30 protein-coding genes are annotated in these 24,037 nt (G+C 68.8%); 10 read left to right on the forward strand and 20 right to left on the reverse strand.

Features of this window, described 5'->3' with window-relative positions; all coding sequences use genetic code 11:
- From rplN to rpsJ, 12 genes are all read right to left on the reverse strand, one after another.
- Positions 1–369: a 50S ribosomal protein L14 gene (gene rplN / locus ACZ4WQ_RS41195; protein ID WP_014178776.1), complete on the reverse strand. Its 369-nt coding sequence runs from the start codon at positions 367–369 to the stop codon at positions 1–3.
- Between the two features lie 101 nt (positions 370–470).
- The gene (gene rpsQ, locus ACZ4WQ_RS41200) at positions 471–758 is read right to left on the reverse strand and encodes a 30S ribosomal protein S17 (RefSeq protein WP_311726660.1); all 288 of its coding nucleotides are present in this window, start codon (positions 756–758) and stop codon (positions 471–473) included.
- A complete protein-coding gene (gene rpmC / locus ACZ4WQ_RS41205; RefSeq protein ID WP_009715874.1) occupies positions 758–982 on the reverse strand; it encodes a 50S ribosomal protein L29 in 225 nt (74 codons plus the stop codon). The genes rpsQ and rpmC overlap by 1 nt, the downstream gene beginning before the upstream one ends.
- Positions 982–1,401: a 50S ribosomal protein L16 gene (gene rplP, locus ACZ4WQ_RS41210; protein WP_311726659.1), complete on the reverse strand. Its 420-nt coding sequence runs from the start codon at positions 1,399–1,401 to the stop codon at positions 982–984. The genes rpmC and rplP overlap by 1 nt, the downstream gene beginning before the upstream one ends.
- Positions 1,402–1,406: 5 nt before the next feature.
- Complete coding sequence (gene rpsC / locus ACZ4WQ_RS41215) at positions 1,407–2,240, reverse strand: 30S ribosomal protein S3 (protein WP_311726658.1); 834 nt, start codon at positions 2,238–2,240, stop codon at positions 1,407–1,409.
- The gene (rplV, locus tag ACZ4WQ_RS41220) at positions 2,240–2,587 is read right to left on the reverse strand and encodes a 50S ribosomal protein L22 (RefSeq protein WP_014054168.1); all 348 of its coding nucleotides are present in this window, start codon (positions 2,585–2,587) and stop codon (positions 2,240–2,242) included. Before rplV ends, rpsC begins: the two co-directional genes overlap by 1 nt.
- A gap of 46 nt (positions 2,588–2,633) precedes the next feature.
- Positions 2,634–2,915: a 30S ribosomal protein S19 gene (gene rpsS, locus ACZ4WQ_RS41225; RefSeq protein ID WP_014178772.1), complete on the reverse strand. Its 282-nt coding sequence runs from the start codon at positions 2,913–2,915 to the stop codon at positions 2,634–2,636.
- 12 nt (positions 2,916–2,927) lie between these two features.
- On the reverse strand, positions 2,928–3,764 hold the full coding sequence (rplB, locus tag ACZ4WQ_RS41230) for a 50S ribosomal protein L2 (protein WP_089509694.1): 837 nt from the start codon (positions 3,762–3,764) through the stop codon (positions 2,928–2,930).
- A 47-nt stretch (positions 3,765–3,811) separates the two neighbouring features.
- Positions 3,812–4,138, reverse strand: coding sequence for a 50S ribosomal protein L23 (gene rplW / locus ACZ4WQ_RS41235; RefSeq protein WP_311726657.1), 327 nt, complete (start codon positions 4,136–4,138; stop codon positions 3,812–3,814).
- Positions 4,138–4,791, reverse strand: a complete 654-nt coding sequence (gene rplD, locus ACZ4WQ_RS41240) for a 50S ribosomal protein L4 (protein WP_311726656.1) — start codon at positions 4,789–4,791, stop codon at positions 4,138–4,140. The genes rplW and rplD overlap by 1 nt, the downstream gene beginning before the upstream one ends.
- A gap of 8 nt (positions 4,792–4,799) precedes the next feature.
- Positions 4,800–5,444: a 50S ribosomal protein L3 gene (rplC, locus tag ACZ4WQ_RS41245; RefSeq protein WP_311726655.1), complete on the reverse strand. Its 645-nt coding sequence runs from the start codon at positions 5,442–5,444 to the stop codon at positions 4,800–4,802.
- Between the two features lie 13 nt (positions 5,445–5,457).
- The gene (gene rpsJ, locus ACZ4WQ_RS41250; RefSeq protein WP_003948644.1) at positions 5,458–5,766 is read right to left on the reverse strand and encodes a 30S ribosomal protein S10; all 309 of its coding nucleotides are present in this window, start codon (positions 5,764–5,766) and stop codon (positions 5,458–5,460) included.
- Positions 5,767–6,430: 664 nt separating this feature from the next.
- On the opposite strand from rpsJ, the gene ACZ4WQ_RS41255 reads away from it, so the two are divergent.
- Positions 6,431–7,255, forward strand: coding sequence for a DUF3152 domain-containing protein (locus tag ACZ4WQ_RS41255; protein ID WP_311726654.1), 825 nt, complete (start codon positions 6,431–6,433; stop codon positions 7,253–7,255).
- A 13-nt stretch (positions 7,256–7,268) separates the two neighbouring features.
- On the opposite strand, the gene ACZ4WQ_RS41260 is transcribed toward ACZ4WQ_RS41255, so the two are convergent.
- A complete protein-coding gene (locus tag ACZ4WQ_RS41260; RefSeq protein WP_311726653.1) occupies positions 7,269–7,841 on the reverse strand; it encodes a TetR/AcrR family transcriptional regulator in 573 nt (190 codons plus the stop codon).
- Between the two features lie 153 nt (positions 7,842–7,994).
- On the opposite strand from ACZ4WQ_RS41260, the gene ACZ4WQ_RS41265 reads away from it, so the two are divergent.
- Complete coding sequence (locus ACZ4WQ_RS41265) at positions 7,995–8,960, forward strand: oxidoreductase (RefSeq protein ID WP_311726652.1); 966 nt, start codon at positions 7,995–7,997, stop codon at positions 8,958–8,960.
- Here the strand turns inward: ACZ4WQ_RS41265 and ACZ4WQ_RS41270 are convergent.
- Positions 8,957–9,541, reverse strand: coding sequence for a TetR/AcrR family transcriptional regulator (locus ACZ4WQ_RS41270; protein ID WP_311726651.1), 585 nt, complete (start codon positions 9,539–9,541; stop codon positions 8,957–8,959). The genes ACZ4WQ_RS41265 and ACZ4WQ_RS41270 overlap by 4 nt on opposite strands.
- A 110-nt stretch (positions 9,542–9,651) precedes the next feature.
- Between ACZ4WQ_RS41270 and ACZ4WQ_RS41275 the strand changes: the two genes are divergently transcribed.
- The gene (locus tag ACZ4WQ_RS41275; RefSeq protein ID WP_398377147.1) at positions 9,652–10,539 is read left to right on the forward strand and encodes an NAD(P)-dependent oxidoreductase; all 888 of its coding nucleotides are present in this window, start codon (positions 9,652–9,654) and stop codon (positions 10,537–10,539) included.
- 74 nt (positions 10,540–10,613) lie between these two features.
- Positions 10,614–11,099, forward strand: a complete 486-nt coding sequence (locus ACZ4WQ_RS41280) for a MarR family winged helix-turn-helix transcriptional regulator (protein ID WP_398377146.1) — start codon at positions 10,614–10,616, stop codon at positions 11,097–11,099.
- A gap of 49 nt (positions 11,100–11,148) precedes the next feature.
- On the opposite strand, the gene ACZ4WQ_RS41285 is transcribed toward ACZ4WQ_RS41280, so the two are convergent.
- Positions 11,149–11,808, reverse strand: a complete 660-nt coding sequence (locus ACZ4WQ_RS41285; RefSeq protein ID WP_398377145.1) for an FMN-dependent NADH-azoreductase — start codon at positions 11,806–11,808, stop codon at positions 11,149–11,151.
- A 148-nt stretch (positions 11,809–11,956) separates the two neighbouring features.
- On the opposite strand from ACZ4WQ_RS41285, the gene ACZ4WQ_RS41290 reads away from it, so the two are divergent.
- The 4 genes from ACZ4WQ_RS41290 (at position 11,957) to ACZ4WQ_RS41305 (ending at position 15,710) form a co-directional block, all read left to right on the forward strand.
- Positions 11,957–12,625: a nitroreductase gene (locus tag ACZ4WQ_RS41290; protein ID WP_311726647.1), complete on the forward strand. Its 669-nt coding sequence runs from the start codon at positions 11,957–11,959 to the stop codon at positions 12,623–12,625.
- A 97-nt stretch (positions 12,626–12,722) separates the two neighbouring features.
- Positions 12,723–13,451 (forward strand): SDR family oxidoreductase, encoded by a 729-nt coding sequence (locus ACZ4WQ_RS41295; RefSeq protein ID WP_468022806.1) that lies wholly within the window; start codon positions 12,723–12,725, stop codon positions 13,449–13,451.
- A 368-nt stretch (positions 13,452–13,819) separates the two neighbouring features.
- Positions 13,820–13,945, forward strand: coding sequence for an ATP-binding protein (locus tag ACZ4WQ_RS41300; protein WP_361187597.1), 126 nt, complete (start codon positions 13,820–13,822; stop codon positions 13,943–13,945).
- Positions 13,946–14,720: 775 nt separating this feature from the next.
- Entirely contained in the window at positions 14,721–15,710 is a 990-nt protein-coding gene (locus ACZ4WQ_RS41305; protein WP_468022807.1) for a helix-turn-helix domain-containing protein, read from the forward strand.
- Here the strand turns inward: ACZ4WQ_RS41305 and ACZ4WQ_RS41310 are convergent.
- Positions 15,646–16,071 (reverse strand): cupin domain-containing protein, encoded by a 426-nt coding sequence (locus ACZ4WQ_RS41310; RefSeq protein WP_468022808.1) that lies wholly within the window; start codon positions 16,069–16,071, stop codon positions 15,646–15,648. The two genes, ACZ4WQ_RS41305 and ACZ4WQ_RS41310, sit on opposite strands and share 65 nt — an antisense overlap.
- Positions 16,072–16,364: 293 nt before the next feature.
- Here ACZ4WQ_RS41310 and ACZ4WQ_RS41315 point away from each other — a divergent pair, with 293 nt between their 5' ends.
- The gene (locus tag ACZ4WQ_RS41315; protein WP_311726643.1) at positions 16,365–16,778 is read left to right on the forward strand and encodes a hypothetical protein; all 414 of its coding nucleotides are present in this window, start codon (positions 16,365–16,367) and stop codon (positions 16,776–16,778) included.
- Positions 16,779–17,069: 291 nt separating this feature from the next.
- The gene (locus tag ACZ4WQ_RS41320) at positions 17,070–19,184 is read left to right on the forward strand and encodes a PIG-L family deacetylase (protein ID WP_468022813.1); all 2,115 of its coding nucleotides are present in this window, start codon (positions 17,070–17,072) and stop codon (positions 19,182–19,184) included.
- Between the two features lie 97 nt (positions 19,185–19,281).
- On the opposite strand, the gene tuf is transcribed toward ACZ4WQ_RS41320, so the two are convergent.
- The 4 genes from tuf to rpsL form a co-directional block, all read right to left on the reverse strand.
- Complete coding sequence (gene tuf, locus ACZ4WQ_RS41325) at positions 19,282–20,475, reverse strand: elongation factor Tu (protein ID WP_311726641.1); 1,194 nt, start codon at positions 20,473–20,475, stop codon at positions 19,282–19,284.
- A gap of 223 nt (positions 20,476–20,698) precedes the next feature.
- Positions 20,699–22,822, reverse strand: coding sequence for an elongation factor G (gene fusA / locus ACZ4WQ_RS41330; protein WP_385347807.1), 2,124 nt, complete (start codon positions 22,820–22,822; stop codon positions 20,699–20,701).
- Between the two features lie 39 nt (positions 22,823–22,861).
- Positions 22,862–23,332 carry a 30S ribosomal protein S7 gene (rpsG, locus tag ACZ4WQ_RS41335; RefSeq protein ID WP_311726639.1) on the reverse strand — a complete coding sequence of 157 codons (471 nt, stop codon included), beginning with the start codon at positions 23,330–23,332 and terminating at the stop codon, positions 22,862–22,864.
- Between the two features lie 2 nt (positions 23,333–23,334).
- On the reverse strand, positions 23,335–23,706 hold the full coding sequence (rpsL, locus tag ACZ4WQ_RS41340) for a 30S ribosomal protein S12 (protein ID WP_003948652.1): 372 nt from the start codon (positions 23,704–23,706) through the stop codon (positions 23,335–23,337).
- Positions 23,707–24,037: the final 331 nt, after the last annotated feature.

The raw sequence follows: 24,037 nt of genomic DNA on the forward strand, positions 1-24,037 counted from the left end.
TTACAGCACCTCCGGCGCGAGCGAGACGATCTTCATGAACTTCTTCTCGCGCAGCTCACGGCCCACCGGGCCGAAAATGCGGGTGCCGCGGGGGTCGCCATCGTTCTTGAGGATGACGGCCGCGTTTTCGTCGAAGCGGATGTACGAGCCGTCCGGGCGGCGGCGCTCCTTGACGGTGCGCACGATGACCGCCTTGACGACCTCGCCCTTCTTCACGTTGCCACCGGGGATCGCGTCCTTGACGGTGGCGACGATGACGTCACCGATGCCCGCGTAGCGGCGACCGGAACCACCGAGAACACGGATGCAAAGGATCTCCTTCGCCCCTGTGTTGTCGGCGACACGCAGTCGCGACTCCTGCTGGATCACGTCTATCTCCTGATCGTCTGCCGGTTCCCGGCAGGGGCCGTGTGGTACGGACCCCTGCCGAGCCTGGCGGAACTGGCCTGAGGGCTGCTGCCCTCAGGGGATTACTTGGCCTTCTCGAGGATCTCGACGACGCGCCAGCGCTTGGTCGCGGACAGCGGCCGGGTCTCCATGAGGAGGACGCGGTCGCCGACACCCGCGGCGTTCTGCTCGTCGTGCGCCTTGAGCTTGTTCGTACGGCGGATGACCTTGCCGTACAGGGCGTGCTTGACGCGGTCCTCGACGGCGACGACGACGGTCTTGTCCATCTTGTCGCTGACGACCAGACCCTCACGGGTCTTGCGGAAGCCGCGCTTCTCGTTGTCTTCTACAGTCACATTCGTCTCGCTCATCAGGCGCTCTCCACCGTCTCGATGCCGAGCTCGCGCTCCCGCATCAGGGTGTAGATCCGGGCGATGTCCTTGCGGACGGCCTTCAGCCGGCCGTGGTTCTCGAGCTGTCCGGTCGCCGCCTGGAAGCGGAGGTTGAACAGCTCTTCCTTGGCCTCACGGAGCTTGCCAACGAGGTCCTCGTTGTTCAGCTCACGCAGCTCGGACGCCTTGGTACCGGCCGCCATCACGACTCACCTGCCTCGCGCCGCACGATCCGGCACTTCATCGGGAGCTTGTGAGCAGCGCGGGTGAGCGCCTCACGCGCAGTCTTCTCGTTCGGGTAGGACAGCTCGAACATCACCCGACCGGGCTTGACGTTCGCGATCCACCACTCCGGCGAACCCTTACCGGAACCCATGCGGGTCTCGGCCGGCTTCTTCGTCAGCGGACGGTCCGGGTAGATGTTGATCCAGACCTTGCCGCCACGCTTGATGTGGCGGGTCATCGCGATACGCGCGGCCTCGATCTGGCGGTTGGTGACGTACGCGGCGGTGACGGCCTGGATGCCGTACTCGCCGAACGCCAGCTCGGTGCCGCCCTTGGCCATACCCGACCGCTTCGGGTGGTGCTGCTTGCGGTGCTTGACCCTGCGAGGGATCAGCATGTCGGTCAGGCCTCCGTTCCGGTGCTCTCAGCAGCCGGAGCAGCGGTCGCGGCCTCGGCCTTGGGGGCCTCGGCTGCGGCAGACTGCTGCTGCGGCTTACGGCCGCGGCCACCGCGCTCGCCGCCACGGCCACGCTGCGGGCGGTCGCTGCCGCCACCGCGCGACGGGCGGTTGCCGGCGCGGGCGGCGGCGTTCTCGGCGCGGACCTCGGCGATGTTCTTGACGTCGCCCTTGTAGATCCAGACCTTGACGCCGATGCGGCCGAAGGTCGTACGGGCCTCGAAGAAGCCGTAGTCGACGTTCGCGCGGAGCGTGTGCAGGGGCACGCGGCCCTCGCGGTAGAACTCCGAGCGGGACATCTCGGCGCCGCCGAGACGGCCGCCACACTGGATCTTGATGCCCTTGGCGCCGGCCTTCATCGTGCTCTGCATCGACTTGCGCATCGCACGACGGAAGGAGACGCGGGAGGACAGCTGCTCGGCGACGGCCTGGGCCACCAGCTGAGCGTCCACCTCGGGGTTCTTGACCTCGAGGATGTTCAGCTGCACCTGCTTGCCGGTGAGCTTCTCCAGCTCGCCGCGGATACGGTCGGCCTCCGCGCCGCGGCGGCCGATGACGATGCCCGGCCGGGCGGTGTGGATGTCGACGCGGACGCGGTCACGGGTGCGCTCGATCTCCACCTTGGAGATACCCGCGCGCTCCATGCCCTTCGTCATCATCCGGCGGATGGCGACGTCTTCCTTGACGTAGTCCTTGTACAGCTTGTCGGCGTACCAGCGGGACTTGAAGTCCGTGGTGATGCCGAGCCGGAACCCATGCGGGTTAACCTTCTGGCCCATTACCGGGTTCCTTCCTTGCTGCTGACGACCACGGTGATGTGGCTGGTCCGCTTGCGGATCCGGTAGGCGCGGCCCTGGGCGCGCGGACGGAACCGCTTCAGGGTCGGGCCCTCGTCGACGTAGGCCTCGGAGATGACAAGGCTGTCGGCGTCGGTGTGGTCGTAGTTGTGCGCGGCGTTGGCGATGGCGCTGTCCAGCACCTTGCCCACCGGCACGCTCGCGGCCTGCGGAGCGAATCGCAGGACCGCCTGAGCCTCCGTGGCACTCATGCCACGGATGAGGTCCACCACGCGGCGGGCCTTCATGGGCGTGACGCGGATGTACCGCGCCTGGGCCCTGGCTTCCATGGTTGTCCCTTCGGTGTCTGTCTGAGTCATTCGCTTGTTCCGCAGATCAGCGACGACGCGACTTGCGGTCGTCCTTCTCATGGCCGCGGAAGGTGCGGGTCGGCGCGAACTCGCCGAGCTTGTGGCCGACCATCGACTCGGTGACGAACACCGGGACGTGCTTGCGGCCGTCGTGCACCGCGATCGTGTGGCCGAGCATGGCCGGGACGATCATCGAGCGGCGGGACCAGGTCTTGATGACGTTCTTGGTGCCGGCTTCGTTCTGGACATCCACCTTCTTGATGAGGTGGTCGTCGACGAAGGGCCCCTTCTTGAGACTGCGCGGCATCTAAACCCGCTCCTAGCGCTTCTTGTTCGTCTTGCGGCGGCGGACGATGTACTTGTTGCTGGCCTTCTTCGGCGAGCGAGTACGACCCTCCTTCTGGCCCCACGGCGACACCGGGTGACGGCCACCGGAGGTCTTGCCCTCACCACCACCGTGCGGGTGGTCAACCGGGTTCATCACGACACCACGCACGGTCGGGCGGACGCCCTTCCAGCGCATACGGCCGGCCTTGCCCCAGTTGATGTTCGACTGCTCGGCGTTGCCGACCTCGCCGACGGTGGCGCGGCAGCGGATGTCGACCAGGCGGACCTCACCGGAGGGCATGCGCAGGTGCGCGAAGGAGCCCTCCTTGGCCAGCAGCTGCACGGAGGCACCCGCGGAGCGGGCGAACTTCGCGCCGCCGCCGGGCCGCAGCTCGATGGCGTGGATCGTGGTACCGACCGGGATGTTGCGCAGCGCCAGGTTGTTGCCCGGCTTGATGTCGGCCCCGGGGCCGTTCTCGATGCGGTCGCCCTGCGACAGGCCGCGCGGCGCGATGATGTAGCGCTTCTCGCCGTCGGCGTAGTGCAGCAGCGCGATGCGCGCGGTGCGGTTGGGGTCGTACTCGATGTGTGCGACCTTCGCCGGGACGCCGTCCTTGTCATGACGGCGGAAGTCGATCACGCGGTACGCACGCTTGTGACCGCCACCCTGGTGGCGGACCGTGATGCGGCCGGCGTTGTTACGACCACCCTTGCTGTGCAGCGGGCGGACCAGCGACTTCTCCGGCGTGGACCGCGTGATCTCGACGAAGTCGGCGACGCTGGAGCCACGACGGCCCGGGGTCGTCGGCTTGTACTTGCGGATACCCATTTCTCAGTCCTCGGAAGATTCCGGACTTCTGGACGCTCCGATCTCCGTTAGGAGACCGGGCCGCCGAAGATGTCGATTCGGTCGCCCTCGGCGAGGGTCACGATGGCGCGCTTGGTGTCCTTGCGCTTGCCGAAACCGGTCTTGGTGCGCTTGCGCTTACCCTGCCGGTTGATCGTGTTGACCCCAGTGACCTTGACCGAGAAGACCGCCTCGACGGCCTGCTTGATCTGGGTCTTGTTGGCGCCGGGCGCGACGATGAACGTGTACTTGTTCTCGTCGAGCAGCGCGTAGCTCTTCTCGGACACGACCGGCTTGACGAGAACGTCGCGGTGGTCCGTGAAGGTCTTGCTGGTGACAGCGGTCGCCTCACTCATCAGGCGGCGCTCCCTTCGGTCTTCTCAGCGGCCTTGGGACCAGCCACGAAGGACTCGAAGGCGGCCTTGGTGAAGACCACGTCATCGGAGACGAGCACGTCGTACGTGTTCAGCTGGCCCGGCTCCAGGATGTGCACCTGGGGCAGGTTGCGGGCGGACAGCCACGCGGCCTCGTCGCTCCGCTCGGCGACCAGGAGCAGGTTCTTGCGCTCGCTGATCTTGCCCAGCAGGGTCTTGGCGGCCTTGGTGGAGACCTCGCCCTCGATCACGCCGGTCACGACGTGGATGCGGCTGTGGCGCGCCCGGTCCGAGAGGGCACCGCGCAGCGCGGCGGCCTTCATCTTCTTCGGGGTGCGCTGGCTGTAGTCGCGCGGCACGGGGCCGTGCACGACGCCACCGCCGGCGAACTGCGGCGCGCGGGTCGAGCCCTGACGGGCGCGGCCGGTGCCCTTCTGGCGGTAAGGCTTCTTGCCACCGCCACGGACCTCGCCGCGGGTCTTGGTCTTGTGCGTGCCCTGACGGGCAGCGGCCAGCTGCGCGACGACGACCTGGTGGATCAGCGGAACGCTGACCTGCGCGTCGAAGATCTCCGCGGGGAGCTCGACGGTCCCGGCCTTGTCGCCTGCCGGCGAAAGGATGTCAATGGTGCTCATCGGTTACCTCAGGCCCCCTTGGCCGCGGTACGGACCAGGACGAGGCCGCCGTTCGGACCAGGAACCGCTCCCTTGATCAGGAGCAGACCCTTCTCCGCGTCAACGGCGTGGACGGTCAGGTTCTGGGTGGTGACCCGCTCGTTGCCCATGCGGCCGGCCATGCGCAGGCCCTTGAACACGCGGCCCGGGGTGGCGCAGCCACCGATGGAGCCCGGCGAGCGGTGCTTGCGCTGGGTGCCGTGGCCGGCGCCGAGGCCCTTGAAGCCGTGGCGCTTCATGACACCGGCGGTGCCCTTGCCCTTGCTGGTGCCGGTCACGTCGACCTTCACACCGGACTCGAACACCTCGGCGGTGACCTCCTGGCCGAGCGTGTACTCGCTGCTGTCAGCGGTACGCAGCTCCACCAGGTGGCGGCGCGGGGTGACCTCGGCCTTGGCGAAGTGGCCCTTGAGGGGCTTGTTCACCTTGCGCGGGTCGATCTCGCCGAAGGCGATCTGGACGGCGTCGTAGCCGTCCGAGTCAGCGGTACGGACCTGCGTCACGACACAGGGACCGGCCTTGACGACGGTGACCGGGACGATGCGGTTGTTCTCGTCCCACACCTGGGTCATGCCGAGCTTCTCGCCCAGGACGCCCTTGATCTGCTTAGCCATCTCGCGCGTCACCTCAGAGCTTGATCTCGATGTCGACGCCGGCCGGCAGGTCGAGACGCATGAGCGAGTCGACGGTCTTCGGCGTGGGGTCGAGGATGTCGATGAGGCGCTTGTGCGTACGCATCTCGAAGTGCTCGCGCGAGTCCTTGTACTTGTGCGGCGACTTGATGACGCAGTACACGTTCTTCTCTGTGGGCAGCGGCACCGGGCCCGCGACCGACGCACCAGTGCGGGTCACCGTCTCGACGATCTTCTTCGCCGAGGAGTCGATGACCTCGTGGTCGTAGGCCTTGAGCCGGATGCGGATCTTCTGTCCCGCCATGGCTGCTTCGTAGTCCTGTCTCTCGTAACGCTCCGGAACCCGGTCGGCTCCGCCCTTCCCTGCTCCACCTCCGACCCACGCGGTCGGGCGTGTCGCGCGCCCCTTCCGGACAAATCTCCGCAGGGGAGTTCCCTCATGGAAGGGGGTTGTGGGGGAAGAACACCCACCGGGCGCCTGGCCGGGGCCCCGCTGACACTTCCCGGAAGATTCCCGTACGTCCGCCCCTGATAAGGGGCGACGAGTACTGTGGGACTCGCTTCCGGTCCTCCCGGCGGGAGGCGCGCAGCATCGGCACTCAACCGAGCAACCCGGACAGTCTGCCACACGAGGCCTTGCGGCCGCTAATCGGCCGTGAAGGATACCCGGCCGACGCCGCGCCGAATCCCCGCTTCCCCGTGCAGGCCTCGCGGGCCTCCGCGACCCCTCCCGCGCTCGGGTCGCGCGCCCTGGTCGCGCGCCCTGGTCGCGCGCCCCGGCGTGTGACGCCGCGCACAGCGGGCGCGCAAAGGCCAACCAGCGCCCCTCCCCGTCCGTCTTTCTCAGGGGGAGCCGAAACGGGGGAACGCACGACGCATTTTCACTCCGGGGGCCACGGGCACGCTCACGCGGGCCGAACGCCGCGGCCCATTCGCCCGCCCCGCCCTCACCCGCTGGAAGTGCCCCCATGACCTTCACCGCGCAGGCCCCCGAGCAGACCCCCGGCCCGTCCGCCTCGTCCTCGCGACGGCGGCGCGCCCCGAGCACCCGCCCCCGGAACGTGGTGGTGGCGCTGGCCGCCGGTGCGGCCCTGATCGCCGGTGTCGTGTTCGCCTTACGCGACGACGGCGGCAACGGCACGGCCCGCGCCGCGGACCCGTCGACCCCGCCGCCCGACGCCATCTCGGCCACGTCGAGACCCTCGCCCTCGTCCCGCGCGGACTCGCCCGCCACCGCAACCGGCGTCTTCGTCACCGCGAAGTCCTCCGGCGCGGTGATCGGCGAGGGAAGTGATCTGCGGCGGTACAAGGTGCAGGTGGAGAACGGCACCGGCATCGATCCGAAGCGCGCGGCGGCCGAGATCGCGGCGGTCCTGGCCGACAAGCGCGGCTGGACCGGGGACGGCCGTCACTCCTTCCAGCTGGTGTCCGACGGCCCCTCCGACTTCGAGGTGAAGATCGCCACCCCGGACACGGTCGACAAGATCTGCGGCGCCGTGGGCCTGGACACCCACGGCGAGGTCAACTGCGACGCCGGCACCCAGATCATGGTCAACCTCAAGCGCTGGAACACCGGCTCGCCGGAGTTCTCCGGCCCCATCAGCGGCTACCGGGCCCTGATCATCAACCACGAGGTCGGCCACCGCATCGGCCGCGGCCACGAGACCTGCCCGGGGAAGGGCGAGCGGGCGCCGGTGATGATGCAGCAGATATACGGGCTCAAGGGCTGCGTCGCCAACGAGTGGCCCTATGACAGGGACGGCGAGTACATCGGGGGCCCGGCGGTCCCGTGACGACACGTGACGACTACCCGGCCCCCGGCCCGCCCGCCGACAGCACGCCGGCGTGCGCGGCGGCCAGCGCAACGCGCACGGCCTGGTCCGCGGTCGCCTCGTCGACCGGCTCGCCGGTGAACACGAGCCGGAAGTAGATCGGCGCGGCGAGGGCCTTCAGGAGTTCGGCGGGGTCGGTGTCCGCGGGGAGTTCGCCCCGCTCAACGGCTCGGGTGACAACGGGTTCCGCCCGCCGGAAGCGGTCGTCGAAGAGCGCGCGCTTGACGTCGGCGAGTTGGGGGATGCGTACGGCGTCCGAGAGGACGGTGACGAGCAGGGCCCGGCCCGCTCGCGTGGTCATGGTGGCGACGAGGGAGCGGGCCAGCGCGCGCAGGTCACTCTCCACCGCCCCGGTGTCAGGGATCGGGATGTCCGCGGAGAAGCGGCCGGCCAGCGCGTCGGCGACAAGGCCGTCAGCGTCTTTCCAGTTCCGGTAGATCGTCGTCTTGTGCACACCGGCCCGCCGGGCGACGCCTTCGACGGTCAGGGCCGCGTACCCGGTCTCCGTGAGCTCGGCGATGGCCGCCTCCAGCACGGCGACGCGCATCTTGTTGCCTCGCCCGACAGCGGGGACGCGCCTTGAGGGCGACCCAGCAGACTCCATTGCAACTCCCAGTTGCGTTGGTGGTGAAACATGCGACAGGATCAGGCTATCGCAACTGAGAGTTGCAATACGTCCGACCCATGGATCGAGGCCCCCATGACCCGTGAGGTTCCGCGTCCGAGCTGGACACCGGATTCCATCCCTGACCAGTCGGGGCGACTGGCCGTCGTCACCGGCGCCAACAGCGGCATCGGGTACGTCACCGCTCGCGAACTCGCCCGCCGGGGCGCCCATGTCGTCCTCGCCTGCCGCAGCCACGAGCGCGGCCGGTACGCGGTGGAGCGGCTGCGGACCGAAGTCCCCGGTGCCCGCACCGAACTGCGCATGCTCGACCTCGCAGACCTGAAATCCATCCGCGACTTCGCCGAGCGCTGGAGCCACGACCGGCTCGATCTCCTGGTCAACAACGCCGGCGTCGCCATGGTGCCGTTCTCCCGGACCGCCGACGGCTTCGAGTCCCAGTTCGGCATCAACCACCTCGGCACATTCGCACTCACCGGCCTCCTCATGCCCCACCTGCTGGCCGCCCCCGACCCCCGTGTGGTCACCGTCAGCAGCGAGGGCCAGCGGTTCGCCCGATTCGACATGACCAACCTCAACGCCGAGCGCCGCTACCGAACGGCGTTCGCCTACGTGCAGTCCAAGCGGGCCAATCTCTACTTCGCCATGGAGCTACAGCGAAGGGCCGAGGCCGCCGGGCTGAGGCTGCGCAGCATGGCCGTCGCTCCCGGCCTCACCCGCTCCAACGTGCTCACCGGCGGCGCCAACGGCACCCGGGGCCGCGTATACGGAACCCTCACACGTCTGCTCCTGCGCATCGCCTTCCGCCCCACACCGGCCGGCGCCAAGAGCTCCCTGTACGCCTCGACCGTCCCCGGCCTGCCCGGGGGGAGCTACGTCGTGCCCGATGGCCCGTTCCAGCTCCGTGGCGAGCCCGTCCTCCGCGGCCGCGAACGCGCCATCCAGGACTCCGCTACGGCCCGTCGGCTGTGGGTGCTCTCGGAGCAGCTCACCGGCGTGCGGTACGCATTGCCCTCAGAACCACCTTCGGGGGCTCGCTAGCGGGATGGCCGGACGTCGTACGAGCGCACCAGGCGGGCCATCTGCCGACCCGCCGCCAGCAAAGGCTCCTCACTACGGAGGACCTGCGCCGTGACCTCCGCCCCCTCCAAGGCGCTGATGATCGTGGTCGCCAGCTCCCGCGCCCCTTCGGCCACGAGGCCGCTACGCAGCAGTTTGTCGAGGACCAACCCCTCCCAGCCGCGCAGCGCGTCCGCGCACGCCTGCTGGATCTCCGAGTCCGTGCCGAGCGTCTCCAGGGCGGCTGCCGTGACGGGGCAGCCGTCGACCCAGCCCGACTCGCGCAGCTCCGTCGCGAGCCGCCGGGCGCAGGCGTCCACCGCCTCCGCCGGGTCCTCTTCGCCGTCCAGCGCCTTCCGTAGGAGCGTCGCGAACTCCTGGTCGCTGTACTTGATCGCCGCCACGGCGACGGCCTCCTTGCCGCCGGGGAAAAAGTGGTACACGGAGCCGAGGGTGGCCTGCGCCTCCTTGGCGATCTGCTTGATCCCCGTGCCGACGTACCCCTGCCGTTGCAGGAGGCGTGCCGCCGCGACGACGATCCGGTCCCGGGTGCTGGTCTGCATGTGATCACCGTACCGGCGCGACTGAGTAGAGCGTTCATTCCAGAGCTGTGGTACGTTCCCGGCATTCTCTAAATAGAGCGTTCGTTTTAGCGAGAGGTCCAGATCCCGGCATGAGCAGCAACACCACGCAGCAGTCGGTCACCGTCATCGGGCTCGGCCCCATGGGCCAGGCGATGGCCACGGCCTTCCTGGACCGCGGATACGAGGTCACCCTGTGGAATCGCACCCCGTCCCGCGCGGACGCCCTGGTGGCCCGCGGCGCGACGCTCGCGCCGAGCGTCGAGGAGGCGCTCGCTGCCAACGAGATGGCGATCCTCAGCCTCACCGACTATGCGGCCGTGTACGACGTACTCGGCCCCGCCGAGACCGCGCTGACCGGCCGCGTCCTGGTCAACCTCAGCTCCGACACCCCCGAGCGGGCCCGCGCCGCCGCTCGCTGGGCGGCCGAGCGGGGCGCCACGCACCTCACCGGCGGCGTCACCGTGTCACCCTCCGGGGTCGGGCAGTCCGAGTCGCTCACCTTCTACAGCGGCCCGCGCGAGGCCTTCGACAAGCACCGGGATGTACTGGAAGTCGTGACCGGCCGGACCGACTACCGGGGCGAGGACCCGGGGCTCGCCGCGCTCTTCTACCAACTCGGCATGGTCATGTTCTGGACCTCGATGCTGAGCTACTGGCAGGCGATCGCCCTCGCCAAGGCGAACGGCCTGGCGGCGGCCGACGTTCTGCGGCACGCCACTGACACGGCGAACTCGCTGCCCGGCTTCTTCGCCTTCTACGCCGAGCGCATCGACGCGGGCAACCACGTCGGTGACGTGGACCGGCTGGCGATGGGCATGGCCAGCGTCGAGCACGTCCTGCACACGAACGCCGACGCCGGCGTCGACACTGCCCTCCCGGCCGCGGTCACCGGCCTCTTTCGGCGCGGCATGGAGGCGGGCCACGCGGCAGACAGCTTCTCCAGCCTGCTGGAGATCATGCAGAAGGCCGAGGCATAACCGCACGTCGGCTGCCGATCAAGCAGTTTCAAACGAAACCGTATCGAATGAATGGGCAGCTGTACCGTGGCCTCATGACCGCCGACGTTCCTCACCGACCCACCGCCTCGCGCGCGACCGACCGCCCCGGGGACGAATCGCCGTTCGCCCTCGGCTTGCTGCTCCGCCGGGCGCACTGGCACGCGGCCTCGGTGATGACGGAGGCGCTGCGGCCGCTCGGCATCGAGTTGCGGCATTTCGCCGTGCTGATCGAGCTGGTCAACCGGGGGGCCACGGTGCAGCGCGACCTGGCGGCGGCAACAGGGTCGGACAAAGCGGGAATCATGCGGGTCGTGGACGACCTGGAGCGCAAGGGGCTGGTCGCACGCAAGACCGTTCCGGGAGACCGGCGGGTGCGGGCGGTGGAGATCACGCCTCAGGGACTCGAACTTTTCGAAGCGGCTCATGTGGCGGCGGAGCCGCTGGGTGAGCGCCTGGTTGCCGAACTGGGTCCCGGTGAGCCCGAGCGGCTGACGGATCTGCTGACCCGGTTCGCTCACCCCTCAGGCGGCATCGCATAAGCGCGCCTGTGCGGCCGGCGGGCAGCCGGCCGCACAGGCGCGCTTCGTCTCACGCGGTTTTCGCGGCGAAGCGCTCCGCGAGTTCCTTGGCCATGCCGGCCGCTTCCTCGAAGGCGCGCTCGCGGGAGGCCTCGTAGAGGGGGACCAGTTCCGACATGGCCGGGTTGCGGGGGGCCATGGTGAGCTCCGGGACGATGAAGTCGAGGTCCAGGCCGAGGGCGCCCTTGAATACGGCCTCCAGGTAGTTCAGCACGAACTCGAAGCCCTCGCGCGGGGTGCCCGGCGCGTAGGAGCCGCCGCGGCTGGCGACGACGGTGACCGGGGTGCCCTGGGCGGAGGGGGCCTCGCCCGCGGTGCGGCCCATCAGGAACACGTTGTCCAGCCACGCCTTGAGGGTCGACGGGATCGAGTAGTTGTGCATGGGAGCGCCGATCAGGACGGCGTCCGCCTGCTCCAGTTCCTCGATGAGCTTCTCGCGCGCGGCGAACGCGGCGGACTGCTCCGGAGTGCGCTCGGACGGGGCGGTGAAACCAGCGGACCAGGCGGCGGCGGTGATGTGCGGCACAGGGTCGGCGGCGAGGTCGCGGTAGATCACCGTGCCCTGCGGGTGCTGCTCCTCCCACGCCTTGCGGAAGACGTTCGTGATCGAACGGGACGAGGACACCTCGCCGGGGAGCACGGACGAGTCGAGGTGCAACAGCGTGACCATGGACTTTCTCCAAAGAGTGGCGCCCGAGGCGGGGAACCCGGGGCTGAGGATTCGCGCTCGATGTTAGTTACGGTCGCGACGGTATCGAATGATACAATTGCGAGTGTAACGGAGACGGACACGTCGAGCAGCTGGGAGGCAGGCGATCATGGACGTCTACGAGGCAGTCACGAGCCGACGGGCGGTGCGTGGATTCGCCGACCGGCCCGTCCCGAGGGAGACGCTGGAGCGCGTGCTCTCCGCCGCGGCCTGGTCGCCGTCCGGATCGAACATTCAGCCGTGGCACGCCTACGTACTGACCGGCGGACCGCTGGCCGAGGTCAAGAAGCGCGCCTGCGAGCGCCTGGCCACGGGCGACCCCTGGGACGAGCCGGAGTACGAGCAGTACCCGCCCGCACTGAAGTCCCCGTACCGCGAGCGCCGATCCGCCTTCGGTGAGCAGCGCTACGGCGCACTCGGCATTCCGCGCGAGGACCTGGAGGCGCGCCAGAGAGCCGCTTCCGCGAACTGGAACTGCTTCGGCGCGCCCGCCGCACTGTTCTGCTACATCGACCGCGACATGGGCTCGCCCCAATGGGCCGACGCCGGCATGTTCCTACAGACCGTCATGCTGCTGCTCCGCGCCGAAGGGCTGCACAGTTGCCCACAGATGGCATGGGCGAAGTTCCACAGGAGCGTCGCGGAGGTCCTGTCACCCCCGGACGAGCTCATCCTCTTCTGCGGCATGTCGATCGGGTACGAGGACGACACGGCGGATGACGCCCGTACGCACCGGGCGCCGCTCGACGAGACGGTCACGTTCCTCGATGGTCACTGACACCGCCCGCCTCAGCTGATCGAGTCGCTGTTTCTCGTCGCGCCCGCATAGTTGTTCATATGGCGCATTACCCACATATCACACCGAAAGGAACATCATGAGGTTCGCAGTCATCGGCGGTACCGGGCTGATCGGGTCGCAGGTCGTCAAGAATCTGAACGCCGCCGGGCACGAGGCGATACCGCACTCGCAGTCCACCGGAGTCGACGTCATCAGCGGCCAGGGGCTGGACGAGGCGGTGGCGGGAGCCGACGTCGTCGTCAACCTGACCAACTCCCCGACCTTCGACGAAGCCTCCCCGGCCTTCTTCCAGACCTCGATGGACAACCTCCTGGCCGCGGCCCACAAGGGCGGCGTCGGCCACTTCGTCATCCTCTCGATCGTCGGCACGGACCAGGTGCCGGAGCTGGACTACTACCAGGCCAAGGCGCTCCAGGAGCAGATTCTCGCGGCCGGGCCGATCCCCTACTCGATCGTCCGGGCGACGCAGTTCATGGAGTTCATGGACGCGGCGATGTCCTGGACCGCCGACGCCGACACCGTCCGGCTGCCCGCCACGCCGATCCAGCCGATCGCCGCCAAGGACGTGGCCAACGCGGTGGCGGAGGTCGCCGCGGGCGCCCCGCTGAACGGCATCCGCAACATCGGCGGCCCCGAGATCTTCCCTCTGGACGAGCTGGGCCGGATCACCCTCTCCCACAAGGGCGACAACCGCACCGTCGTCACCGACCCCACCGCCGGCATGTTCGCCGCCGTCAAGGGCGACGTCCTCACCGACCCGGACGCCCACCTCGCCCCCACCCGCTACGCCGACTGGCTCTCCTGACTCGTTCGCGCCCTCTCAGGCGCGCAGACCAGATCAGTGGAATCCCAGCATGCCGGGCGAGTCGATATCGACGGTCAGAACCCCGGGCGGATACCCGCCCTCATTGTCCGTCAGCAGAATGGGCATACCTGTGAACTCGGCGCGAGGAAGCGCACAGTAGAGGGCATGGCAGGTGTCAGGGCCGCCATAGCCATGCGGGTCATCGTGCCGACGCTTACTGCCGCAATCGTGTCAAGGTCATCGACGAATGCACGGCCGCGTACCGGGCCGGAACTTCCGTCTCACGCTCAGCGTCACCGGCGACACCCTCCACATCGAGATGCGGGACCCCTGCCCGGAACGGCTGCCGACCATCCGCCCCAAAGAAGGTGCGAACGACCCCCCGCGAGAACGGTCACGGACTTCTGCTCGTCGAGGAGTTGGCGGACCGCTGGGGCGTCGCACCCGAGCTGATCTGCAAGACGGTGTGGGCTGAACTCACCCTCCGCCCCTGACCTCGTCCGTCCGAAGCGGCGTCCGGCATCCCGGGCCGCCTATCACGCCCGCCAGCCCCAATGTCAGCGACTTTGTGGTGAGTTTGAGACGGCGACACGCCTCCGCTTCGGCGTGTCGCCGTCTCAAACTCACCACAAGTCCATGCGGCAGCTCAGACCAGCGCGAGTGGCGTCGTGGGGGCGACGGAGCGGCTGGACAGCACCAGCAGCAGATCGCCCACGGTGGCCATACTGCGTGGCAGCGCGGCGGTCTGCGGCGTGCCCGGCACGGGAATGGCCAGGCAGCGCCCCTCGCGCGGGCAGTCGGATGATCCGCGGCAGACAGCTCCCGCCCGACCATGCACGCCCTCCCCAACAGCCTTGACCGACATGGGTGGTTGTCCGTCAACCGCCGTGGCGCACGACCCTACTACCGAGATACGACAATCACCGAAATTGGTGATCAACTGGCAGCGGAAGCGATCAATCCGGCAAAACGCGTGGATGTTCGCACGCCGAGCCAGCAGCGTCACCGAAGCCCGGAAAGACGGGCCCCGGCGGCCTGGGCGCCTCGGCCTCGGGTGGTCAAAGACAAAGAACCCCTGGAAAGAACCCACCCAACCCAACCAAACCCCACCCCCGTCACCCGCGCGGGTGATTCCGCCCGACCGGGCTGGCGCTCAAGCGGTTCGGCGGGGCAGGCTCGGGCTCAACAACCCCAGACATGCGACGGCCCCCGGCCGGGACTAGCGATCCCGATCGAGGGCCTGACCAACGAGGAAGAAGCAACTTCCCGATGGCTGAGCAGCAGCTTAGCGCGCGCCCGCGCGCCCGTTCCGAGGTTCGCCGATCCGCAGGCGGCGTCACCCAGATCAGTGACTACCAGCCCAAGCGATACACGATCATCGGCGATCACCTCACCCAGAACCGCGACCTTTCCCTGACCGCGATCGGGCTCGGCGCGCACATCCAGTCGCTGCCCGACGGGGCCGCCGTGGACATCCGCACGCTGGCCGGGAAGTTCACGGAAGGGCGGGACCGGGTCGCCGCCGCGCTGCGAGAGTTGGAGGAGTACGGGTACATCAGGCGGATCCGGGAGCGTACGCCCGAGGGGCGGATCGTCACGCGGACGCTCTCCTACAACGTCCCCCGAGCGACTGGCACTCGCCGCGCGGCCGAGCCCGTGACCAAGCCGGTCGCGCCCGAGCGCGCCGTACCGCCCCCGGCAGCCACCACACCACCGCCGAGCAGCGATGCCGCCCCCGCGCGGCCCGACCGCCCCGCGCCGCCACCGCTCCCCCACCCCAACGCACCCGCCCCACAGCGCCACCACACCGCCACCGCGCTCCTCGCCGAACTGCGCGGCGACGACGCCCGCTTACTGCTCTCCGAGCACGACGTACGCCGCCTCGCCCCGGGCGTCGCCGCCTGGCTGGAGCGCGGCGCCGCCCCCGACGCCGTACGCCGTGCCCTGACCGCGGGCCTCCCACCCGACCTGCGCCACCCGGCCGCTCTGCTCACGCACCGCCTCACCGCGCTGCTGCCACCACCGCTTCCCGCGGCCGAGCCCGGATCGCGCCCCGTTCCCCTCCAGAACTGCGACGGCTGCGACCGCGCCTTCCGCGCACCCAGCCCCGGCTTCTGCCGCGACTGCCGAGAGACCGAGCAGGCTCCGGCACGGGCCGCCATGGCGTTCAACGGCGTGACGGCCGAAGCCGCTACTACGAGGGACGCGGGGCGCGCAGGTGCGCCCGTTCCTTCAGCTCCTCCTCGTCGACCAGCGTGAGCATCGGCTGACCCGGCGCGCACACCATGATCACCACGAACTTGGTCTGTGCGTCCGACAGGGCGTTGCCGTCCTGGTAGTGGATCACGTCACCGCCTGGCTCCCAGAACGTCCCACCGGCCTCGACCACACGCTCCGGCTCACCCTCGAGCTCGAACCGGAGCGCGCCCTCCATCACGTAGCCGAACGACGGGCCCGAGTGGCGATGCGGAGGGAGCCCGGGGTGACCGGGAGGCCACTCGACGAGAATGGTCATTCCCGAACCACCTTCGGGAAAGAAGGGTGGAGTGACTTCCTGGAGCAACTTGACTTCAGGCGGCAAGGAGACCTCGTGGGCGTGCTCTGGGTTCTTCGCTGGCATGTACCACACCTCCGTAAGCCTGCCCGAATGGAGGCCGTGTGCCTTCGGCCTCGCCCAAACGGCCTCGACACCACCGTGCCTCCCGTCGGCGGCCGCCGCAATCCGGGAGCCGGCGGCATCCAGCGCGATCCGGCGCTACTTGCCTGATACCGCAGGCACTAGCTCAGGAGATGCTCAACAAGCGCGGGAAGTTGTTCATGGCCGGAAACACCCTGGCTAGTCTTCCGCCACAAGTCCACTGCATCACGGGCCCGTTGACGTGGCCCGTGATGGGGGAAGATCAAGGAGCACCTATGCCCAAGCTTCGGAGACCCGCCAAGGGATCCGTCCTGCGGGCCGGCGCGGTCCTCGCCGCCGCCGTCGCGCTGCCTGTCCTGGCCTCGCCGAACGCCCACGCCATCGCTTGGGACCACACGATCCACTCGGACGACGGGGACCCCGGTGCCCGCCTGCGGTTCGAGGCCGACGGCGACATCATCGAGCTCTGCGACATCGAGGCCGACGGCTTCGCCGCCTACGCCGAGATCTACGACCCCAAAACCGGCCAGACCCGCACTCTCACCGTCGGCGGCAACGGCAACTGCAAGCGCCGTGACGCCTCCGTCGCCGGATGGAACCTCGTCGAGGGCCGTAAGTACAGCTTCATGGTGGCCCTGACAGAGGGCAACTACATCGCGTACCCGGACGACGAAACCTGGACGGCCTGACCCGCTCCCGTCCCGAGGCTCGCGCCCCTTCCGCGCACCACCCTGCCCGGCCTCTGCCGCGACTGCCGCGAGGCCGGGCGGCGTTGCTCCGGCCCATCGCGGCGCGCAATCCTGCCCGGACCGGGCACCGACCGGACAGCGACCGGGCAGCGACAAACCAACTCTTGCCCGATTCGTGACCGACACCATGCCCAACCTGGACAACCTCTCAAGATCACCAGCCGTCCCATAGCACGGAGAAGCAGCCGGATACAACGTGCTGCGCAAAGGGACGGGGTCACCAGGTTGAACATTCGAACCTCCTCGCCTGCCGCTGGGCACAAGCCCAGCCGCAGGCAGGCGCTCGCCGCGCTGGCCGCCCTCACCGCCGCCACCACCGCGGCCTGTAGCCGTTCTTCGGGTGCCTCGCCCGCCCCCACCATCCCGGCCCGGCCGCTGTCGCCGCGCGCCGCGGAGTCGTTCGCGGGCGAGGAGAACGCGCTGCTGCTTCAGATCCTGGCCCACCCCGACGACGACCTGTACTTCATGAACCCGGACGCCGAGCACATGCTGACCGCCGGGGTGCCCGTGGTCTGCGTGTATGTGACGGCGGGCGAGGCGGCGGGGATCAACCGCGAGGCCGGTACGCCGCTGCCGCACGTGGACAAGGCGGCCTACTCCTCCGCCCGCCACCAGGGGCTGCGCCAGGCATACGCCCAGATGCTGGGGGTCGACCGGTTCACCCGCTGGGAGCGCTCGGTGCTGGAGCTGCCCCGCGGGGTGACCGCGGAGACCAATGTGCTGGCGAGCGGCGGGCGCAGCGTGCGGCTGATCTTTCTCAACATCGCCATGCTGTCCGCGGGCCAGGTGCGGATTCCCCAGCTGTGGGACGTCCCGGGCATCGTCATGCGCACGCTGGTCGCCACCGGCTCCCCGGTCAGGACCCCCAGCACCTACGGCCACCAGACCCTGGTCGACGTGCTCGTCAGGATCATGGACCGCTACCGGCCCACCGTGATCCACACCCTGGACCCGGACCCCGACTTCCAGGTGCACGACGCAACCCACCCCCGCGACAACGACCAGCCGGGCTGCTCCGACCACCGGGACCACACCCCGGTCGCGCTGTTCGCCTGGAAGGCCATCGCGCAGTGGGCGGACGGGGGTGGCCCGGGGCGCGGGAGGCGGGCGCCGCGCTTCACGACCACCTCGTTCCGCGGCTACTACAACCAGCGCTGGCCGCACAATCTGCCGCCCGCCGTGGTCACGCAGAAGGCCCGCGCCGTGGCGGCGTACGGCGGCAGCCCGCTGTGGAACTGCGGCAACCAGGCGGGCTGCGGCGACTACGGCCAGGGCGGCACCCGGCCGCTGACCAACCGCAAGGGCTGGATCCGCTCCACCCACTACCGCTACCCCGGCGCCCTGCCCACGCCCCTCGCCGACCGCGACGGCGCGGTCGTCGCGTACGGGGTGCTGGGCGCCCAGGCCGTCCGGTGGCGCGAGACCGCCCCCGGCAGCGGGCGCTTCGGCCCCCCGCGGGGCCTGGGCGGCGGGCCGCTGGCCCCGGCGCTGTGCGCGGTGCGGGATTCCCGGGGCCGCGAGGTGCTGATCGCGCTGCGCTTCTCCGCACTGGACGGGCAGGGGGGCGCCAACACCCGCGAGCTGGTGGCGCTGGAACAGCACACCCCGGGCGGACAGTTCCGGGCCTGGACGGGCCTCGGCACCCCCGAGGGCGACCCCGAGCGGGGGCGCCGGGTCGGCTGTCCGACGGCCGTGGCCACCCCCGATGGGCGGGTCCACCTCTTCGTGCGCACCGCAGACAAGGGCCTGGCCACCCGGGTACGGGACGCGGCCGGGCGCTGGGGGCCCTGGGAGCGGCTGGGCGGAGCCGAGATCCAGGACGGGCTGACCGTGCTGCTCGACCAGCAGGCGCGGGTGCATGTCGTCGCCGCGGGCCGCGACACCGTGCACCACTGGGCCCAGGACCGGCCGGGCGGCCCGGTGGCGCTCCGGCCGCTCGCGGGCCTGCCGCTGCCCGGCGTGCAGCCGGGCGCCGTGCCCGCCCCGGACGGGTCGATCGCGCTCGTGTACCGCTCCCCCGCCGACCCGGTGCCGTACCTCCACGGCAACGGCGCGGACCTGCCGCTGCGCCAGTTCGAGGGCTATGGCCCGGTCACCGCCCACGCCCTGGCCACCTCCGGCGGCCGCCAGGGGCCGCTCCTGCTGCTGGGCCGGGGCCTGGACGGCGAGGTCCAGGTCCAGTACGGCACGTCCCCCGGCGCCAGGCCGCTGCGCTCCGCGAGCCGGCTGGTCCCCGTGGGCACGCCCGCGCTGCTGCCGGGCGAGGGCGAGCAGGTGCGGGTCGTGGGCATGTCCCCCGGCTCCACCCCGTGGATCTGGCACCCCCGCCCCACCTCCCGGGCGTAGGCACCGCCGTTCCGGAAAGACGCCAAAGGCCCCGCGCCACCGTCCTCGCGGACGGGGGTGCGGGGCCTTGGAACAGCCCGCTCCGTGGAGCGTCAGGTCACTTGTTGATCTTGGTGACCTGGCCGGCGCCGACGGTCCGACCACCCTCACGGATGGCGAACTTCAGGCCCTCCTCCATGGCGATCGGCTGGATCAGCTGGACCGACATCTCGGTGTTGTCGCCCGGCATGACCATCTCGGTGCCCTCGGGGAGGGTCACAACGCCCGTCACGTCCGTGGTACGGAAGTAGAACTGCGGACGGTAGTTGTTGAAAAACGGGGTGTGGCGACCACCCTCGTCCTTCGACAGGATGTAGGCCTGGGCCTCGAACTCGGTGTGCGGGGTGACCGAACCGGGCTTGATGATGACCTGGCCGCGCTCGACATCCTCGCGCTTGATGCCACGGAGCAGCAGACCGACGTTCTCACCGGCCTGGCCCTCGTCGAGCAGCTTGCGGAACATCTCGATGCCGGTGACCGTGGTGGTGGTCTTCTCGGTCTTGATGCCGATGATGTCGACGGTCTCGTTGACCTTCAGCACACCGCGCTCGATACGGCCGGTGACGACCGTACCGCGACCGGTGATGGTGAAGACGTCCTCGATCGGCATCAGGAACGGCTTGTCAACGTCGCGCTCGGGCTGCGGGATGGCCTCGTCCACGGCCTCCATCAGCTTGAGGACGGACTCGCCCCACTCCTTGTCGCCCTCGAGCGCCTTGAGCGCCGAGACCTTGACGACCGGAAGGTCGTCGCCCGGGAACTCGTACTCGGAGAGGAGCTCACGCACCTCCAGCTCGACGAGCTCCATGATCTCCTCGTCGTCCACCATGTCGGCCTTGTTCAGGGCGACAACGATGTACGGAACGCCGACCTGGCGGGCCAGGAGCACGTGCTCCTTGGTCTGCGGCATCGGGCCGTCGGTGGCGGCGACCACGAGGATGGCGCCGTCCATCTGCGCGGCACCGGTGATCATGTTCTTGATGTAGTCCGCGTGACCCGGGCAGTCGACGTGCGCGTAGTGACGCGACTCCGTCTGGTACTCGACGTGCGCGATGGAGATGGTGATACCGCGCTGACGCTCCTCAGGAGCCTTGTCGATCTGATCGAAGGCCGAGGCCTCGTTCAGGTCCGGGTACTTGTCGTGCAGCACCTTGGTGATCGCCGCGGTAAGGGTCGTCTTACCGTGGTCGATGTGACCGATGGTGCCGATGTTGACGTGCGGCTTAGTCCGCTCGAACTTCGCCTTCGCCACTGGGGTCCTCCTGTGGAGTGGTTCTGTACGCATCCACACTTTGCGGATGGGTTCAGGTGGTCTTACCGAACCGGCCAGGACCCCGAGGGGGATGCCCTTCGCCGTATTCGTGTGGGGGCCGGCGGCCGGGGCCCGTCACAGACGCCACGATGAGCGATCTGCGACGGATTGCCCCGATGCCTTTGCTCCAGCCTAAAGGGTGAGAAACGCGGATGAATCCGCCTTACTCGCCCTTGGCCTTCGCGATGATCTCCTCGGCGACGCTCTTGGGAACCTCGGCGTAGGAGTCGAACTGCATGGAGTAGCTGGCGCGACCGGAGGTCTTGCTCCGGAGGTCACCCACGTAACCGAACATCTCCGACAGCGGAACCAGGCCGGTGACCAGCTTGGCGCCACTGCGGTCCTCCATGGACTGAATCTGTCCACGGCGGGAGTTGATGTCACCGATCACGTCGCCCATGTAGTCCTCGGGCGTGGTGACCTCGACCTTCATCATCGGCTCCAGCAGGGCCGGGGAGGCCTTGCGGGCGGCCTCCTTGAAGGCCATCGAGCCGGCGATCTTGAAGGCCATTTCGGAGGAGTCGACCTCGTGGTAGCCACCGTCGAGAAGCGTGACCTTGACGCCGGTCAGCGGGTAGCCCGCGAGCACGCCGAACTCCATGGCCTCCTGGCAGCCCGCGTCCACGGACGGGATGTACTCCCGCGGGATACGGCCACCGGTGACCTTGTTCTCGAACTCGTAGCCGTCGCCCTCGAGCGGCGCGATGGCGATCTGGACCTTCGCGAACTGGCCCGAACCACCGGTCTGCTTCTTGTGCGTGTAGTCGACCCGGTCGACGCTCTTGCGGAGCGTCTCGCGGTAGGCCACCTGCGGCTTACCGACGTTGGCCTCGACCTTGAACTCGCGCTTCATACGGTCGACCAGCACATCGAGGTGCAGCTCGCCCATACCCGCGATGATGGTCTGGCCGGTCTCCTCGTTGGTCTTGACCCGGAAGGACGGGTCCTCCTCAGCGAGGCGCTGGATGGCCACACCCAGCTTCTCCTGGTCGCCCTTCGACTTGGGCTCGATGGCGACCTCGATGACCGGGGCCGGGAAGTCCATCGACTCCAGGATCACCGGGTTCGCCGGGTCGCAGAGGGTCTCGCCGGTGGTGGTCTGCTTGAGACCCATGACGGCGACGATGTCGCCGGCACCCACCGAGTCGATCTCCTCACGCTTGTTGGCGTGCATCCGGTAGATCTTGCCGATGCGCTCCTTCTTGCCCTTCACGGAGTTCTGCACCTGGGTGCCGGTCTCCATGCGGCCCGAGTAGACCCGGACGAAGGTGAGCTTGCCGAGGTGCGGGTCGCTCATGATCTTGAACGCAAGGCCCGCGAACGGCTCGTCCTCGGACGGCTTGCGCTTGATGATCTCGTCGGGGTCCTTCACCGAGTGGCCCTCGACGGCCTCGATGTCCAGCGGCGAAGGCAGGTAGCGCACGACCGCGTCGAGCAGCGGCTGCACACCCTTGTTCTTGAAGGCGGTGCCACAGAACACGGGGGTGATCGTCGGCGAGCCCTCGGTGCCGGTGGAGGCGATGGTGATACGGCGGATCGCCGCGTTCAGCTGCTCCACGGTGGGCTCCTCGCCCTCCAGGTACAGCTCCATCATCTGCTCGTCGTTCTCGGCGACGGCCTCGAGGAGCTTGCCGCGCCACTCGTCGGCGGCCTCGAGGTGGGTGTCGGGGATGTCGACGGTGTCGTACATCTCGCCCTTGGTCGCCTCGGCGGACCAGACGAACGCCTTCATGGTGACGAGGTCGACGACGCCCTTGAAGTCGGCCTCGGTACCGATGGGCAGCTGCATGACCAGCGGAACCGCGCCCAGGCGGTCCACGATCATGTCCACACAGCGGTGGAACTCGGCACCGGTGCGGTCGAGCTTGTTGACGAAGCAGATACGCGGAACGCCGTAGCGGTCCGCCTGACGCCACACAGTCTCCGACTGCGGCTCCACACCGGCCACACCGTCGAACACCGTCACGGCGCCGTCGAGCACGCGCAGCGAGCGCTCCACCTCGACGGTGAAGTCGACGTGACCCGGGGTGTCGATGATGTTGATGGTGTGATCGACGTTCTCGAGCGGCCAGTGACAGGTCGTCGCGGCCGACGTGATCGTGATGCCGCGCTCCTGCTCCTGCTCCATCCAGTCCATGGTGGCAGCGCCATCGTGGACCTCACCGATCTTGTAGCTCACACCGGTGTAGAACAGGATCCGCTCGGTGGTGGTCGTCTTGCCCGCGTCGATGTGGGCCATGATCCCAATGTTGCGGACCTTGGCCAGGTCAAGTGAAGTGGTGGCCATATGGCTCAGTCTTCTCTCGGTTCTCGATGGGGGTAGCGACTACCAGCGGTAGTGCGCGAAGGCCTTGTTGGACTCGGCCATCTTGTGGGTGTCCTCGCGACGCTTGACGGAGGCGCCCAGACCGTTGCTGGCGTCCAGCAGCTCGTTCAGCAGGCGCTCGGTCATGGTCTTCTCGCGGCGGGCGCGGGAGTAACCCACGAGCCAGCGCAGAGCGAGGGTGGAGGAGCGGCCGGGGCGAACCTCGACCGGGACCTGGTACGTGGCGCCACCGACGCGGCGGGAGCGGACCTCGAGGGTCGGCTTCACGTTCTCCAGCGCGCGCTTCAGCGTGATGACCGGGTCGTTGCCGGTCTTCTCGCGCAGACCCTCCATGGCGCCGTAGACGATGCGCTCAGCGGTGGAGCGCTTGCCGTTCAGCAGCACCTTGTTGATGAGGGAGGTCACCAGAGGAGAGTTGTAGACCGGGTCGATGATGACCGGGCGCTTCGGGGCGGGGCCCTTACGAGGCATTCTTACTTCTCCTTCTTGGCGCCGTAGCGGCTGCGAGCCTGCTTGCGGTTCTTGACGCCCTGCGTGTCGAGGGAGCCACGGATGATCTTGTAACGAACACCCGGCAGGTCCTTCACACGACCGCCACGCACGAGCACGATGGAGTGCTCCTGAAGGTTGTGGCCCTCACCCGGAATGTAAGCGGTGACCTCGATGCCACTGGTCAGACGCACACGCGCGACCTTACGCAGGGCCGAGTTCGGCTTCTTCGGGGTGGTCGTGAACACACGCGTGCAGACGCCACGACGCTGGGGGGAACCCTCGAGCGCGGGCGTCTTGTTCTTCTCGACCTTGTCCTGCCGGCCCTTGCGGACCAGCTGCTGGATCGTAGGCACCGTTTCTCCGGTTTCTGTGTGCCAGTCTCGATAAAGCTAACCTGGGGTTTCTCCGACCCACGAGGTCGGGTGTGTCGCGCACTGCAGACCCCCGCGCAGATTGCGGGAGAGTGCAGATTGTTGGTGTCGACACCTCGGTCTCCCGGGAGCCCCTTCCGGGCCCTGAGGCCGCTGAAGAGTGCGCATACGGGAGCCCAGGGACACCCCAGGCACAAGGTCAGAGCGTACCTACCGCATCGGCTCCGGTCAAAACAAATGCACACGCGGCAAGGCACACCGGCCCGCCAGCATAGCCGCAGGGCGGCCACCCCGCCATGGGGTGGCCGCCCTG

It is taken from the genome of Streptomyces sp. NPDC028305, from assembly GCF_055569495.1.